The sequence below is a fragment of the Mastigocoleus testarum BC008 genome (genome assembly GCF_001456025.1).
Lineage (GTDB): Bacteria > Cyanobacteriota > Cyanobacteriia > Cyanobacteriales > Nostocaceae > Mastigocoleus > Mastigocoleus testarum.
Genome location: NZ_LMTZ01000120.1, coordinates 66,715 through 84,452, shown reverse-complemented (window position 1 = coordinate 84,452; position 17,738 = coordinate 66,715). Strand labels below are relative to the sequence as shown.

Below are 17,738 nucleotides of genomic sequence, written 5' to 3'. Positions count from 1 at the left end.
TGGGCTGTTGATACTGGGAATCCAAATCAGGTTACATTTAGCGTTTCCGATAACAAACCCAGTGACTTCAATAATGTTCCCGGACTACCAAAACAAGTAACCATAATTCCCGGTGAAACAGGTGACATTGAACTACCCACAGACTTCGATTCTCAAAAGTTTGAATCAATAGTTGCTATTGATGGTGCAAATGGTACCGGTGGTTCTGCTACTGGTGGTCCCGACTTTCCTGCTGGTAGCGCAGTATTGCGCGATGCTAACAAGGGTCGCGATAATAATTGGGATTTTTCCGAGATCGATCTCAAAAATATTGCATACATTAACGGTCGTGGTGGAAACGATAGAATCATCGGCTCTGAAGGTGGAGACAATATTTTTGGTGGTGCTGATGGAGACAATCTAAGAGGTAATAAAGGAGACGATTCCATCGAAGGTGGTACTGGTGATGATGTAATTCGCGGTCAAGCTGGTAATGACTTACTTTTAGGAGAAACTAGCGCTAATCCCACCGAAAACGATGACGATATTCTCATTGGTGGTGCTGGTAATGATATTCTCGACGGTCAAAATGGTGACGATGTCTTAATTGGTGGTGCTGGTCAAGATAAATTTGTGCTTTCTGGCGACTTCGATCGCGATACTATTGTTGACTTTGTCCTGAATCAAGATCGAATTACTAACACTAGTGATCGCACCATTAAAGATGTGGTTTTGGGAAGTGATAGCGATAGTTTCAAGGTGAGTTTCAATGGTTCTATTGATATTGTGACCGTTAACGTCAACGGTAATAACCAAGGAGAATTGCAAAACTATTTGCTTAGTCTTGGTAGTAATGAAGCTTTACCTTATTAAGTTTATTTACAGGCTAATTCTTGTTAATCAACTGAATCGCTGGAAATTTCATAAATTTTAAGCAGCAAACAGTATTAATGAATAGTAATCAATCAAAGATTGTATTTTCACAATACTTCAAGTGAGGAGTTAACGTTATGAATCCATTCTTAGTCAAAGACATCATTCCTGGTGACGAACCTTCCATAGCAACTTTATTGGGTAAGGTTGACGGTAATTTAATTTTTAGTACCTTTAACCCCAGGGGTTTAAATACGACCCTATGGAGAACTGATGGTACAGAAACCGGTACAGTTACAATCCGGGATTTTGGCAATATGAGTTTTCCTCCTGGTAATGTAACCAGTACCGATGGTAGGATATTCTTCGAATTAACTTCGGGCAATGTAAGTGTCAGTTTATTGACAACTGATGGAACTTCAGAAGGAACCTTTGGTATTAATAGCTATGATCCAAGGTTCGGACCACCAACAGCATTTAACCTAACGGAAGTCAATGGTAGCCTATTTGCAACATCTTTCCAAGGTAGTTTTAGCTCTTCGGATCCAGCATTGATTAAATTCGATCCTACTACTTTTGAGAGAACTACAGTTAAGGATGATTTTGGTCTAATTGGATTTGGCGCACCAGTAAATTTAACCGGTGTCGGTAATACCCTTTATTTTGTTGCTGGGGGAGATGGAACTGAAGAGGAACAACTCAACCGCGAACTTTGGAAGAGCGATGGTACCAATGCAGGTACTGTTTTAGTTAAAGATATTAACCCTGGTAACGATGCTTCCGACCCCGAAAATCTTACCGATGTCAACGGTACGCTCTACTTTACAGCCGATGATGGTACCAACGGTCGAGAATTATGGAAGAGCGATGGTACTAATGCAGGTACTGTTTTAGTTAAAGATATTGTTTCCGGTAGTGGAAGTTCTAACGCCAATAACTTGACACAAGTTAATGGTCAATTATTTTTTACTGCTGACAATGGCAATAATGGTACTGAATTATGGAAGAGTAACGGAACCGAAGACGGTACGGTCCTAGTTAAAGATATTATTGCTGGAAATGGTTCTTCTAATCCAGACAAACTTACTGACGTTAACGGTACTCTGTTTTTTGCTGCAAACAACGGTAGTGATGGAATAGAACTTTGGAAAAGTAACGGTACAGAGTCAGGTACGGTTTTAGTTAAAGATATTCGTTCTGGTGGTGAAGGTTCTTCTCTAGATAACTTTACTAATGTTGATGGTACCCTTTATTTCACAGCCAACGATGGTATCAATGGTACTGAATTATGGAAGAGTGACGGTACAGCCGAAGGTACGGTTCTAGTAGAAGATATTCGCCCTGGTAGTGAAGGTTCTAACCCGGGTCAATTAACCAATGTTGATGGTAGGTTGTACTTTAGCGCCGATGATGGTGTTAATGGTCAAGAAGTATGGGCTGTTGATACTGGGAATCCAAATCAGGTTACATTTAGCGTTTCCGATAACAAACCCAGTGACTTCAATAATGTTCCCGGACTACCAAAACAAGTAACCATAATTCCCGGTGAAACAGGTGACATTGAATTACCCACAGACTTCGATTCTCAAAAGTTCGAATCAATAGTTGCTATTGATGGTGCAAATGGTACCGGTGGTTCCGCTACTGGTGGTCCAGACTTCCCTGCTGGTAGTGCAGTATTACGCGATGCTAACAAGGGTCGCGATAATAATTGGGATTTTTCCGAGATCGATCTCAAAAACATTGCATACATCAACGGTCGTGGTGGAAACGATAGAATCATCGGTTCTGAAGCTGGAGATAATATTCTTGGTGGTGCAGGTTGGGACAATATAAGAGGTAACAAAGGCGACGACACTATTGAAGGTGGTACCGGTGATGATGTAATTCGCGGTCAAGCTGGTAATGACTTACTTCTTGGCGAAATTGAGGGTATTCCCACTGAAAATGATGACGATATTCTCGATGGGGGTGCTGGTGACGATGTACTCGATGGTCAAAACGGTGATGACATTTTAATTGGTGGTGCTGGTAAAGATAAATTTATACTTTCGGGTGACTTTGATCGCGATACTATCGTTGACTTTGTATTAGATCAGGATGAAATTATCAATACTAGCGATCGCAGCGTGAAAGATGTGGTTTTGGGAAGTGATAGCGATAGTTTCAACGTGAGTTTCAATGGTTCCATTGATATTGTGACCGTTAACGTCAACGGTAATAACCAAGGAGAACTGCAAAGTTACCTGCTTAATCTTGGTAGTAACGAAGCTTTAGGTTGATTAACATCGTTGCAAAACTCAATCACCTTGGGGATGTTCCTCCCATAAACTTGTGATTTCTCGCAAACTCTGATAGTTACCATCACCCAAAATTAAATGATCTAATAAGGGGATCCCTAGCAATAGGGCTCCCCTCAATAATTGACGAGTTAATTCTATATCTTCTGGGCTAGGCTCTAAATTCCCAGAAGGATGATTATGGGCAACAATCAGTTTTGTTGCTCCTTGACGAATAACCTCTCGGAATATTTCTCTGGGAGGGGCTAAAGTTTCTGTCGCCGTACCAATAGTGATAACCTGTGTCCCCAACAGACGATTTTTAGTATCTAATAGTAAAACGGCAAAGCGTTCTTGTCCTTGCCACATCAAATCTTGGCTTAAGGTCGCAGCTGCAACTGCAGGGCTATCAATTCGAGTTTGTTCTCCAGGACGGGAATGAAATGCTCTTTTCCCTAACTCGATCGCCGCTAAAATAGCGGTTGCTTTTGCAGGACCAATGCCATTAATCTGCATCAATTCTGCAGCGCTGACTTCTCTGAGTACTGTGAGGGGGTCTCTTTGATGTTGACCTAATTCTTGTAGAATATATTGTCCTAAACCCACCGCAGAAAGTTTACCTGCTCCTTGACCTGTTCCTAACAGAATTGCAATCAATTCAGCAGTTGCTAAAACTTTTGCGCCATGAGCTAATAAACGTTCGCGCGGACGTTCATTTTCTACCATGTCCGCAATTCTGAGGCAATAAGTCATAAATGAGAACGAAAAATTTGATGATAGATATACTTGTTCCTATTTTTCCCCCTTAAAGTCTCAAAAGTTATGATTTTTTACGAAGATATTTGATTTGAGCCATTTTTAGTGTGAAAACAGCCTATTAGCTATATTTGAATAGAATATTGAGACTATCCACTGAAGATCAGGACTTACATCAAGAAATTTAAGATTAGTACAAAAAATCAAGTTGAGAATAGATGATTCTAAATAGAATTTACGCAAATATAAATTGCCATTGCGACCAGAAAAAAGTATGGGTTTAGCGCCTAGCGTTAGAAGCATCTACGATGTTAGCGACAGCGTGACGTTAGTCATCACATGGCTTTTAGCTTACCTATAGGTATTGCGTCTCCCAAAAGGAGATAGTAATCCCATCATCTGGAGAGATCCCATCGCTTCTCAAGGAGAACATTTTCAGCAAATGTTAGTAATAGCGTAATTAAGTAGCTTTTACATAAGTCCTATTGAATATCACTTTAAAAAGATTATTTCGAAAATAAATATTATTCTAAGTATTAACTACGAGGTCATATCGTAAATTTTGATCTAACCTAGCTATTGAAATCTTAGTTTTTATTAAATCGGTTTCCAAAAATATCTATATTATCGTCAAAATTTTTATTACTTAATATTCGCTCGGAGTCATAATGTCAATTGTATGATTAACAGTAATTTTGTAAAGCTCGCTTTTATTATCAAATATTGATAGTTAGATAATTCAAATCCTAATTCTTTTATAATCACCATATAAATAACTTAGTCTTGTTTGTTATCAGATATACTCGAAGTTAATTTTTTAAATTATTTCCCAGTATTCACTATGGACAGTTTTTTATGCTTGAATATATAAACATGCGAACGTTAAATAATTTATAAAAAGCAATATTGTAGAGACGCAAGATTTCGCATCTTTCTGGGACTCGTCTATTCACAAATAAAATATGGTTGCTATATGATTTAATGAGTGGTTAATATAAAAAATGAAATATCTCTTGAAAAAACAGAAAACTTTCTTTTTTTATATCTTTCATGAAATATTTACTATTTTCTTGAATCGAAATTACAGTAAAAACAAATCATATTTGGTTTAACAAATAAATATAAGTATGTTAGTAATAAAACTCAGAAATTGTTTGTAGTAGGGCTTTAGCGCTAAAGCCCTACTACGAGCTAAATACAGATATTTTATATTTATTTACATWGTTTACTTTTTTCTCGCTTACTTACTTAGTTTAGAGAAAATCTAAATAATAATAAGGCCTTGTTAAATGATTATTATATAATCCAAATATACATGAATAGAGAAATAGATTATTAAAATATCTTCCCTAGGGAGGAGATACATGTTTTTTTGTCTTAATCATTATAGGTACATAAAAAATTATAGAGCAATATATATTAGCGATATATATCATCATTATCTACTAAAACTGTATATATCAATAACCAAGTATAAAAAGTTGTTTCTATATAGAAGTACACAACTAAAATCAATCGTGTGACCTTTTGATATGTTATGTTAATATTAAATTATGTACCGACGAAAAATATAATTACAGTCTCATATTCTACTCCTTTAATAGAAGTTGTAGAGATTATAGATCGGTATGCAGTTAAAAACACAAATATAGATATAAATAATCGATTTGTTGATTGTATATGTGTAGTAGAAGAATCAAAATTACTAGGACTTTTTAGCTCTCAGGATATCATCGGAATAATAGCTTCCAATAGGGATTGGGAAAAAATAAATGCTGGTGAAATTATGAACTATCCTGTTACTAATTTAACAGATAATTTCGATTCGAAATCAGCTTTTTCAATTATGAAAAAATATGGTAATAATTATTTACCGGTAATTGATGATTCTACAAATTTTTTAGGGATAGTTACTTCGGAAAGTATTGCTCAACAATTCGAGAAACAACTATTAGCAATAGAAGAAGATTTACAACTTCAAAATAAAAAGAAAAGTCAAAACAATTATATTTTAAGACTAGTAACAGCCGAAAAATTTTTAAATAAAGAAATAAGACAACAAGAAATTAAAATTTTAGAAAGAACACAAGAATTAGAGAAAACTAATAAACTCTTGCAAAGAGCAATGTGTGATCGCATTGCAACAGAAGCACAGTTGCTACAAACCACTTCAGAATTACAAGAGTTATTTCAGGCTTTTCCAGATGTATATTTACGCCTCAAAACCGATGGAACTATTCTCAGTTGTCATGCAAGAGAATCGTGTCACTTATATTTACCTCCAGAACATCTTGTTAGTCAGAAAATACAAGAAGTTTTTCCCAAACATATAGCTTGTAAGTTTAAAGAAGCTATTTATCATATTCGTAAAAGTCAATCCTCTTTTATTGTTGAGTATTATCTAGACATAGCTGGGGATTATAAAAGTTTTGAAGCTAGACTAGTACCTTCAATTCAGCACCATATTATAGTTATAATCCGCGATATTAGCGAACGTAAGAAAGCAGAAAAGGCTTTACAAAATGCAAAAGATGAGTTGGAAATTAGGGTAGAAGAAAGAACTAAAGAGTTAAAGAAAGCTAATGAGCTTTTATTTAGAGAAATAATTGAACGAGAACGCATTGAAGAAGAATTAATATATAGAGTTGAATTTGAGAAATTAATCACCGCTATATCTACTAACTTCATTAATTTAGCACCCAATGAAATCGATGCTGGGATTAAAGAGAGTCTACAAACTATCTGTAAATTTATCAATATTGATTGCAGTTGTGTATGTTTATTCAGTGAGAATAAAAGTAAAATAGATATTGCTTATGAATGGTATTCTGAAAAAACAAAAAAAATAATCATTCATCAAGCAGATATTAATTCGCTTTTTTCTTCTTATGTAGTTGATAACCTATCTAGGTTTGAAATAGTCCATATTCATGATATAAAAAACTTAATTAAATTTAGAGATTTAAATAAAGAATACTTAAATCTAGAAAATATCCAATCATTGATAATTCTTCCAATTATTTGCGGTGGTAATTTAATTGGAGCTCTGGTACTTGCATCCATTGGTTATATGCAAAATTGGACAGAAGAAAGTCTAATTTTATTAAAAATGCTTGGAGAAATGTTAGGTAATATTCTTAACCGCAAGCATGTTGAGCAAGCACTAATCGTAAGCGAAGAAAGGTATGCGCGTGCTATCAACGCAGGAAAAGTTGGAATTTGGGAATTGAATCTTGAAAATAATCAGATTTATATCGATCCTAATCTTAAAAAAATTCTGGGATATAACGAATACGAAGTATCCAATTGTTTTAGTGATTGGTTGAACTTAATTCATCCTGAAGACCTACAATTAGTAAATTTGGAATTAAATTCTTATCTGCAAGGAACAAAATCGAAGTATGAAGTTCAACATCGTATGCGACATAAAAATGGTAGTTACCTATGGTTTCTAGCCCGTGGTAATCTTATTCAAGATCACGGATATAAACCTTGCTATATTGCTGGTTCTAATACAGATATTAGTACAAACAAGCAAATTGAAGATAAGCTGAAAATTTCTTTGAAAGAAAAAGATATCTTATTAAAAGAAATTCACCACCGAGTAAAAAATAATCTACAAATTATTTCTAGCTTACTACGCTTACAAGCACGAAAAATTCAAGATACAGAAGTTTCAAATATATTTAGAGATAGCCAAAATCGGGTTCATGCGATGGCAATGATTCATGAGAAATTATACCAATCTACTGAATTTGCCAAAATAAAAATCTGCGACTATATTAATAATTTGGCTAGCAATCTAATTCTTTCTTTCCGAGCCAACGAGCTAATTAAAATAAAATTAGAGATAGAGGAAATTTACTTAAAGATAGATACATCAATTATATGTAGTTTAATTATCAATGAATTAGTTTCCAATTCAATTAAGTATGCATTTCCAAAATATAATAATAAAAATATAATAATAATTATTTTTTCAGCTTTAGGGAACGATAAATATTTATTAAAAATTAGTGATAATGGTATTGGGATAAATCAAGACTATTTGCATCAGAAGCAAACAATTGGATTGCAATTAGTATGGAATTTAGTTGAACAAATAGAAGGCTCAATTAGTTGTGAGGTTAAATCTGGAACTTCATTTGAAATTGTATTCTTTGAGCAGTCATAGGAATAAGAAAAATGAAAGAAAGTATTTTGATTGTTGAAGATGAAAGAATTATAGCCTGCGATATCAAAGACTGTCTCGAGAAATTTGGTTATGATGTACCAGCAATTACTGCTTATGGAGAAAAAGCGATCCAAACAGCAGAAGAATTAAATCCAGATTTAATTTTGATGGATATCATGTTGAAGGGTAAGAAAAATGGTATAGAAGCTGCTGAAGAAATTATCACACGCTTGAATATTCCGATTATTTTTTTGACCGCATATTCTGATGAATATACCCTCAATAAAGCCAAAACTACTCAGCCTTTCGGTTATATATTAAAGCCTTTTGAAGAAACACAGTTAGTTACAACTATTGAGATAGCTCTTAATAAGCATAGAACTGAAGAGATAATGCGGGAAGCTTTATTAAAAGAGAAAGAAATGCGACAGGTAAAATCTCGTTTCGTATCGATGGTTAGTCATGAGTTTCGTAATCCTTTAAGTACTATTTTTACTTCTACTGAAATTTTAATCCATCATAATCATAAGTTGAATGAGAATAAGAGAAATGAATATTTTATTCACATTCAAAACGCTGTGAAACACCTTTCACAAATATTAAATGATGTTTTAAATATTGAGACAGCAGAAGCACCAAAAGTACGTTTTAATCCACAACCATTGGACTTACATAATTTTTGTGAAGAACTAATTGCAGAATTAAAAATAGGGACTAGCAATATACATGAAATTATATTTTCAGTACAGGAAGAATGTGAGTATTCAACAGCATTCACCTTTGGTTCAGATTCTTCACCCCCAGCGACAACAACTAATTTACCTTATTTAGATCGAAAACTATTACGTCATATCTTGACCAATTTACTGACAAACGCTATTAAATATTCACCTCAAGGTGGAACTATACGTTTTGACTTATTCTATCTGGAGAAAGAAGTAATATTCCGAATTCAGGATGAAGGGATTGGAATTCCCGAAGCGGATCAAGAAAATTTATTCACTTCTTTTCATCGCGCTCGTAATGTGGGAAATATCCCAGGAACGGGTTTGGGTTTATCAATAGTCAAACAATACGTAGATATCCACGGCGGGGAAATTAATATTGTCAGTAAAGAAGGTGTGGGAAGTACATTTATTGTCAGTATTCCATCTTATAAGATAAGTTAATTAGCTTTGGAAAAATATAAATCTAGAAATTGATAGTTTCAAGTAATTCATCATACTGCTTTAATGTATTCTTGAATCCTGACTCTGTTAGTAAATGTTGTTTAAAAAAAGACAGTGTCAGCTCGTTTATAGTTTGAATACCAATAAATAATCCATAAATATCCTCAAGCTTATTGCATTGATAAAACCGATATTAGTACATTGTCCGAAATAACATTTCTATCTTCGGTAATATTCCCGAAGACATATTTACCCCGCTTGCTTCTGCTGAATTAGTGGCAATATGAACTGCATAAGGAGAGCAAGAAATTTCGGGGGAGATGAGGTAAATAGTACTCTCCTATTGCGTATTGCAACACAATATAAAAAATTCAAAAATTAGGTGCATTACACTTTTTGGTAACACACCTCACTTCGATTGAGTTTTATTTGCAGTAATTATTTTCAATTCGTATTAATCTGCTATTTACCCGAGATGATGGAGCAGAAAAATCTTAAGCGTTCGCAGTCTGGCGTTTTTTCGGAGCTTGGTAGTAATCACCATTATTACTATCATCACCGTCACCACCAATTGGTTCGAGTTCTTTACCTGTAATCAATCTTGCACCGCGATTGCGAGTAAAGTAATTCCAAACCCACTGAATCATCACTACTAACTTGTTATCAAACTCGATTAAAAAGTGAATGTGAATTAACAACCAGAACAACCAAGCGAAGAAACCTTTAAGTTTAATGAATAGTAAATCAACAACAGCAGCATTTTGACCAATGACTGCCAGGCTTCCTCGATCTACATAGTAAAATGATAGCAACGTTTGATTTTTCAATCGCCGCTTAATTAAAGAAGCAACATATTTTCCTTGCTGCATCGCAACTGGAGCTACACCAGGTAGGGGACGATCGCTTTGATGTGCAAAATGTCCCAAATCACCAATCGCAAAAATATTTGGATATCCTTTAATACTTAAATTTGGTTCGACAATTACCCTACCAGCGCGATCGCATTCCACACCTGTTTTGTCTGCTAAAACCTTTCCCATGGCAGAAGCTTTAACTCCTGCAGCCCACAATACAGTTTTAGCAGTTATTTGTTCAAATTGATCGTCTTTATTAGCATTACCTTGTTTAAGGGTGATAATATCATCTTCAATATTAGTAACTAATGTTTTAGTTTGTACCGTTACACCTAAGCCTTTCAAAGATGTTTCTGCTTCTGCAGATAATTCCGGTGCAAATGGCGGTAGTATTCTATCCAGACCTTCTAATAACAGAACTTGTGCTTCTGAAGTATCGAAATTGCGGAAATCATTTTTCATCGTGTGGTAAGCCAATTCCGCGATCGCACCCGCAAGTTCTACACCCGTGGGACCACCACCGACAATCACGAAAGTTAACCACGCACGACGTTTTTCCGGATCGGTTTCTTTTTCCGCAGCTTCAAAAGCAGTAAAAATTCGGCGACGCATTTCGATTGCATCTTCTACTGTTTTTAAACCCGGTGCGGAATTTTCCCAATGGTCCTTACCAAAATAAGAATGCTTTGCACCTGTTGCGACTATCAATGTATCGTAGGGTATCTTTTCATCACCCATTAACACCTGTTGTTCTTCGGGATCTATATCTGTTACTTCTCCCAATAAAACTTTCGTGTTTTTGCTTTTATTTAATACGGAACGCAGAGGTGAAGATATATCAGCAGGGGAAAGAGTACCTGTTGCAACTTGATATAAGAGTGGTTGAAATAAGTGGAAATTGCGCTTATCTATTAAGGTGACATCCACACCATTCTCCCTTCCCAAATTTTTAGCTGCATACAACCCCCCAAAACCACCACCTACAACAACAACTTTATGACGCTCTTGTTTCAAGCTCTCTTCTAACATCAGGTTTAATCCTTGATTTGTTATGATTTATCGTTACTATTCTTAACAAATATATATTGGTCTTGTCATGATAAATTCTGTGGATATATCAAATATAAATATGTATAAGAGTAGTTTAAATTACTAAGTAATTAGTAATTCGACCCTTAAATACCCAACATGGAAAATAATCGATAAATCTTACAGGTACTACAGATTAATATCTTACAGCCAAAATAATTACATCACATACCTTGTAAAGTAGTGAGGTAAATATGACACATAATAAGTAATATAAAAATAATGTAAATGAATATTAATTATTCATAAATGAATTGGAATAATATCCCAGGGACTTTCCAACATCGTTAATTATTTTATATTTATATTTATATTTTTTTATTTTTGTTTTGTATTGATAATACTAAGTATTTTTAACTAAATACTCCGGAGAAATTATAACGTAATAAAATGCTTGTAATTGTTGCCTGAGTAAGTCTTTAAAGTTTATGGCTGTAGGACGTACGAGAAGAAGAGCAACCGGATTCGCTCGAGATTTCCAAGAATTTGCTCTCAAAGGTAATGTAATGGATTTGGCGGTTGGTGTGATTATTGGTGCAGCCTTCGGGAAAATAGTCACCTCTTTCACAGAAGATATAATTATGCCGATGCTCAATCCTATTTTGGGTGCTACGGGTACAGATTGGCGAGAATTGACAATTCCTCCTGGCTTAAAAATCGGTCAATTTTTAGGTACTGTTCTCGACTTTGTAATCATTGCTTTCGCTTTATATATAGCCATTCGTGCGATCGCAAGATTTAAACGTAAGGAAGAAACAGCTCCACCTGCTCCAACAGAAAAGGAATGTCCCTTCTGTTTGGAAAAAGTACCCGTTGCTGCGACTCGTTGTCGTGCTTGTACTTCTGAGTTAGCATCCACTAGCGAAGGAGTCGCCGGGAGCTATTAAAAAAATCCGATTTAATCATTTGTAACCATTCTGTTTTTTAGTTTTTTAACACATTGTAGTTAGTATTAGCCCGGTAGGTGAATTTATTCATCACCTACCGAATTTAAGATTCTTGATGTTATTGTTAACGCTCGCGTAATGTCAGATACTGATATTCATCAATTACCCATTACCCATTACCCATTACCAATTGAACTACGCCCCATTGTCCATTAGTTAACCAATTAGGATCAGTTTGATTTAGTTTTGCGATCACGTCAGTTGGTATACCTGCAGCGACTTCGGATTTGAGTGTGCGTAATGCAATCATGGGGCTTGGTAAATAACAAACAATGTCTGCAATATCAGTACTGTAATTCCAGTGTCTATCTCCTAGCAAACGCCGATAATTTGCATCTCCTTTAACTATAATTAATTCGGCTTCCCCTAATTCATTCTTGAGTGGATCTGATATTTCCCAAGCAGCTAAAGGTGAAGTCCAAAAGTAATTGTCGGTGAGAATTAGCTTTTCCGAACCGAGATGTCTTTGTAAGCGTTGACCTGAAGATGCAATTTCGCCTTTGTTGGAATTAGCAAGAAGATCTATGGTGTGAAGGACATCTTTAATGGTTGCATCAGAAACAAATGTTGGATGTGGTTTTAGATGTAGTTTAGCCTGGGAAACTAGACCGCTAGACAAAATGAAATCTACCAAACATAAATCGCAAATCAGTTCAAACCCAGCATTATCTACAATAAAATCAACTCGTCCAGATTGAAGTTTGGTTAGTAGATTTGCTACTTGCTCAGAATCGTCTACTAATATATGACCTTGTTGAGTGTCAATATCAAACTCAGCACGATTTTCATCTCCTAGTGCTGACCATAAACTAAGGTCAACCCGATTTCCCCATAAATCAAAATATAAAAGCGCAATTAAAGCTTTATGATTGGACAATTCTGGGGACATTTCAGTTTCAATGGAACTATTTAACCATTTCTCGACTTGACTAGATAAAGTAGCGATCGCATCTAAAGATGATTCCAAACCACGTTCTTTTTGTAATGCAAAGGGATCTACGCCTTCCCATTGTCCGGGGTTGAAATAATTGGTAATGTTAAGAATCAATCGGTAAAAATATGTTTCAGCAAAAAACCAAGGAATATCAATCCATCTTTGTCCTTGGTAAGGTTCGAGATATTTTTGCCAAGTTGAAAAATCAGCACCAGTATCAGGTTGCAAAGGTTGTACATCTCCTGAAACTAATTCATTAGCTAGATTTTCCAACTTATCGTTAATATCACTCGGAAAATTGTTTTCTTTCACAATTCTACGGGCGATATCCGGCATGCGTTGAGTTACAGTAAATTCAGTAAAGCTACCTTTTTCAGCCCCTATGAGGGGTGCGGGAATTGATAATTTGGGAAGTGGGGCGAAATTCACTGTATTTTAACCCTTTACAGCAATGTCGTTGTTATTTTAGCTTTTATTTGTGATGGGTAATTGGTAATCGACGATAGGTAATAGGGATTTATTATTACAGACCCTGTAGAAATAGGAATATCACAGGTGCTAAAGGTTTAACAGATATCGAAGCTCTCAAAGCCTTAGCGCAGTAGAGAATAGTTAAATAATTTCAGTAGCATTCCTTTACACTGCACTTTACTTCTTGCCACTTTACAAATTTTGAAGCGAAGTGTGAAGTATTTTTGATAATTAAATTTTGAAAATTAAATTCTGTAAGAATAATAAAAATTTTAAAACAACACCCAGGAAGCTGCAGACCTAGGAATCTCCTCTTTTTCATATTAAGACCTGGGATTACAATTAGTAAGAAAAATGACTATTGAGCCAATTTAAAAATAAGTGCAATTGCCCTCAATTTACCAAGATGAGGAAATATAAGTTTGCTTGTTTGGGTGTTGTTGTCATTTGAGAAGACAGATGATGAAACAGCGTTTTGACCTCTGGGACTAAATAACAATGAACAATATTGGCTGTCATATCTGCCAAATAAGCTATTTAAGCTATAGTATTTAATTTATCACTATAAGTGAATAAGTTGTTGGGATCGCAACTAATCTTTACCTGATGATTTACATAACCTGGTTTTGACACTTATTCATCCATTCAGAGAATTATTCTTAGTTATAAAAAATTCACTCACCTTCAAAGCTAGGAGTAATGAAGAACTCCGACCTATATTAAGTAATTACATAATATACGTTACAGGCTTTTCTCTATCATCAGTCGGGAGAATTTATAGAGAGCAAATATCCACTTTAAGAAACCACTGATTCTCAAAATTTTGCTGCAAGCATTACCTTAATCGTTAGATGAGCAAGATCTTATCAACTAAAATTCGATTTTCTTCGATCCAAGTATAAGATAATTCTTAATCTTAATTTTAATCGTTAGATGAGCAAAATCTTATCAACTAAAGTTTGATTTTATTTCATCCAAGTATAAGATAATTCTTATAAAATTAGTGATTAATTACAATTTACAATAGTAGATAAATGATTACTATTTGTAAAAATAAATATATACAATTGTTGTAATTCTCACGATTATCATGTTATGTGCAAATTATTTGTGATTCCTACTTATCTAGATATATATTTTATACTTAAACAGATACTTGCTAAAATTTAATAAACAGGTTAAGTTATCATTAATATTGAGTAAAATAAATATAAGCCGGCTCCGAGCATAGATTTGGCAATTTAACCAAGGTTAAAAAACTCGAGATTCTCTATTTTAGTGACATGTTGCTGTTGCACCTCTATAAGATATCAAAATTAGTGTGGTGCAGTATTAATTGCTTGAATACGTTAGCGTCGAGTAGATCCTATTACAGATGTAGTGTGTTTATTGGTGGGATCCCGTCGTCATAATATTCATATATCAATTGTATGATGCTTCTTCATGCAAGTATTTAATCTAAAGTTTTTCGATTGTTTTTGAATATTGGAAAATCGTTTGACCCTATTTTTATAAAATTTGAAATTGAGGAAAGCGTAACAAATGTTATGAAGGTTTAGGTCAATAATATTGTGTAATTTTTTCTAATTTATAGAATAATTATATACATTGTAAATAGCAGTATTGGAGGTATTAAATAATTTACAATTTAAGGCAATATTTACGCAAGATTTTTCCACATTCAATTGTAAAAATAATAGATAAGATAATCAATGCCAATGGGTAAATTACAGCGCGTAGGCTACATAGTCAAACGATATCCGTGTTACTCTGAGACATTTATTGTTAATGAGATTTTAGCCCATGAAGCAGCGGGTCTAGATATTGAAATTTTTTCCCTAAGACCAACACTTGACTCACACTTTCAAGATATTATTTCCCAAGTACAAGCACCAGTGCATTTCTTGAGGGGTTATAAGAGATTGCAAGGGATTAAGCTCTGGGAAGCGATCGAGCAAGTGAGTGAAGTTATACCCGAAATTTGGAGCAGGTTAGTTTACTCCGAAGGAGAGGATGTTCATAATATATTTCAAGCTTTACAAATAGCCTATAAAGCCCATTCGACGGGTATCACTCATTTACATGCTCACTTTGCAACTTCACCCACAAGTGTAGCCCGACTTGCAAGTCACTTTGCAGAAATACCTTACAGTTTTACGACTCATGCGAAAGATATTTTTCATCAAGATGTCGAATATAATGACTTGGAACGTAAACTCAGAGATGCGACTACCACAATTGCCATAAGTGATTATAATCGCAACTACCTCTGTCAAACTTATAGTGCAACAGCAGGGAAAGTAAGACGTATTTATAATGGTTTAGATTTACAAAAATTTCCTTTTAGGTCTCCCGAAAAATGTCCACCTCAAATCATTAGTGTGGGACGACTAGTAGAAAAAAAAGGATTTTCTACCCTGATTGAAGCTTGCGCTCTTCTGGCTAAACGCGGCTGTCGATTCACTTGTCAAATAGCTGGAAAGGGAGTATTAGAGGCTGAACTACGCAGTCTAATCGAGCAATTGCATTTAACTGATGTTGTCAAACTCATTGGACCTCAACCTCAAAATAAAATCATTGAATTGGTACAAGAAGCTGCTGTTTTTGTCGGTCCCTATATCATTGGTAGCGACGGGAATAGAGATGGTTTACCAACTGTCTTGTTAGAAGCTATGGCATTGGGAACCCCCTGTATATCAACCAATGTTACAGGTATTCCTGAAGTTATCAAAGATCGAGAGACAGGCTTGCTCGTTCCTCAACTCGACCCAATTGCTTTAGCTGCAGAAATAGAAACACTATTGAACAATCCATATTTAAGGGTGCGACTTGCGATGAAAGCCAGAAAATTAATAGTAGAAAAGTTTGATATTCACCGCAATACCACTGATGTTCGCCAAGTTTTCTACACAGCATCAACTAAAAATATAGTAAGTTCCGTAATGGAAATTGATCATTCTTCACTAACAACTCCTCAGACAGTTAATCCATGAAAATTGCTTACATTTGTAATGACCCAGGAATACCTGTATTTGGTTGTAAAGGTAGCTCGATTCACGTACAATCAGTCACGCGCACCCTTGTACGTCAAGGACATGAAGTACATTTATTTACTTCTTGTTTGGGAACTTCTCCTCCAACAGACTTAAGGATGGTTCAAATTCATAAACTTCCTGAACATCCTAAGAGTGATGATTGTAATGCTCGAGAACAGGCTTTGTTTTTGAGCAATTCCAAGCTATTTTCTATTCTCGAAGCTGAAGGACCTTTCGACTTAGTCTACGAGCGTTATTCTCTTTGGAGTTTTGCAGGAATGGACTATGCTCGTACAAATAGTATTCCAGGAGTTTTAGAAGTAAATGCGCCCCTCATAGAAGAACAAATAAAATATCGAACCCTGGTAAATCGGGAACTAGCTCGACAAGCTGCAGAAAAAGTCTTTGCTGCAGCTACTACCTTAATTGCTGTTTCCCACGCAGTAGGCGAATATTTAGAAAATTACCCAATGGCACAAGGACGAATTCATGTGGTACCTAATGGGGTAGATCCGAAGCGCTTTTCAACAGATGTTAAACCAAGTTTAGTGCGTAAGCCGGAAGAATTTATCATTGGTTTTGTCGGTACAATGAAACCTTGGCATGATCTATCCAGTCTTGTCGATGCTTTCGCTAAGTTGTACTGCGAAGATTCTAACACTCGACTGCTAATGGTGGGAGATGGAAAAGGTTTAAAGAAAGTTATAGATAATTTATCTACCCATAACTGCAGCCAAGCCGTTCATTTTACTGGTGCGGTTCCTCCCGAGCAAATACCCGGGTTACTTGCAACCATAGATGTTGCAGTTGCTCCTTACTCACTCAACGATCAATGTTACTTTTCACCCCTCAAGGTTTACGAATATATGGCTGCAGGCTTACCAGTTGTAGCTAGTAGGATTGGGCAGTTAGCAGAACTGATCCAAGATGGAGTAAATGGTTTGCTTTATCCTCCAGATGATTCAGACTGTTTAGCGGAAAAATTGCATTTGCTTAAATCCGACTCCGAACTCCGGGATAGTTTGGGTCTGGCAGCAAAAGAATGTATAGATAAATACTATACTTGGGATATTGTCGTTCGGCGCATTCTTAATTTTTCTGGCTTTCCTGAAGCAGAATTGATAATAAAGTAAAAAAGAATCAATTAACGAGTGTTAAAAAGCAAACTTTAAATAACA

10 protein-coding genes are annotated in these 17,738 nt (G+C 35.3%); 7 read left to right on the top strand and 3 right to left on the bottom strand.

All coding sequences use genetic code 11. The features are described from left to right. Together BC008_RS31235 and BC008_RS31230 are read left to right on the top strand one after the other, a co-directional pair. On the top strand, window positions 1-852 hold an 852-nt coding region (locus tag BC008_RS31235; RefSeq protein ID WP_161938188.1), incomplete at its 5' end, for a calcium-binding protein. Window positions 853-989: 137 nt separating this feature from the next. Beyond that, entirely contained in the window at window positions 990-3,134 is a 2,145-nt protein-coding gene (locus tag BC008_RS31230; protein WP_058184190.1) for an ELWxxDGT repeat protein, read from the top strand. 18 nt (window positions 3,135-3,152) lie between these two features. On the opposite strand, the gene radC is transcribed toward BC008_RS31230, so the two are convergent. After that, window positions 3,153-3,884: a RadC family protein gene (radC, locus tag BC008_RS31225; protein ID WP_027845353.1), complete on the bottom strand. Its 732-nt coding sequence runs from the start codon at window positions 3,882-3,884 to the stop codon at window positions 3,153-3,155. Window positions 3,885-5,424: 1,540 nt separating this feature from the next. On the opposite strand from radC, the gene BC008_RS31220 reads away from it, so the two are divergent. Together BC008_RS31220 and BC008_RS31215 are read left to right on the top strand one after the other, a co-directional pair. After that, window positions 5,425-8,061, top strand: coding sequence for a histidine kinase dimerization/phosphoacceptor domain -containing protein (locus tag BC008_RS31220; protein ID WP_036267250.1), 2,637 nt, complete (start codon window positions 5,425-5,427; stop codon window positions 8,059-8,061). Window positions 8,062-8,072: 11 nt separating this feature from the next. Beyond that, entirely contained in the window at window positions 8,073-9,230 is a 1,158-nt protein-coding gene (locus BC008_RS31215) for a hybrid sensor histidine kinase/response regulator (protein ID WP_027845352.1), read from the top strand. A 494-nt stretch (window positions 9,231-9,724) separates the two neighbouring features. Here the strand turns inward: BC008_RS31215 and BC008_RS31210 are convergent, their stop codons facing one another. Then, on the bottom strand, window positions 9,725-11,113 hold the full coding sequence (locus BC008_RS31210; RefSeq protein ID WP_027845351.1) for an NAD(P)/FAD-dependent oxidoreductase: 1,389 nt from the start codon (window positions 11,111-11,113) through the stop codon (window positions 9,725-9,727). A gap of 488 nt (window positions 11,114-11,601) precedes the next feature. Here BC008_RS31210 and mscL point away from each other — a divergent pair, with 488 nt between their 5' ends. Continuing rightward, window positions 11,602-12,060 (top strand): large conductance mechanosensitive channel protein MscL, encoded by a 459-nt coding sequence (mscL, locus tag BC008_RS31205; RefSeq protein ID WP_027845350.1) that lies wholly within the window; start codon window positions 11,602-11,604, stop codon window positions 12,058-12,060. A gap of 169 nt (window positions 12,061-12,229) precedes the next feature. Here the strand turns inward: mscL and BC008_RS31200 are convergent, their stop codons facing one another. Beyond that, a complete protein-coding gene (locus BC008_RS31200; protein WP_027845349.1) occupies window positions 12,230-13,483 on the bottom strand; it encodes a damage-control phosphatase ARMT1 family protein in 1,254 nt (417 codons plus the stop codon). 1,754 nt (window positions 13,484-15,237) lie between these two features. Here BC008_RS31200 and BC008_RS31195 point away from each other — a divergent pair. Further along, window positions 15,238-16,518, top strand: a complete 1,281-nt coding sequence (locus BC008_RS31195) for a glycosyltransferase family 4 protein (protein ID WP_027844139.1) — start codon at window positions 15,238-15,240, stop codon at window positions 16,516-16,518. Continuing rightward, a complete protein-coding gene (locus BC008_RS31190) occupies window positions 16,515-17,693 on the top strand; it encodes a glycosyltransferase family 4 protein (protein ID WP_027844138.1) in 1,179 nt (392 codons plus the stop codon). Before BC008_RS31195 ends, BC008_RS31190 begins: the two co-directional genes overlap by 4 nt. Window positions 17,694-17,738 lie beyond the last annotated feature (45 nt).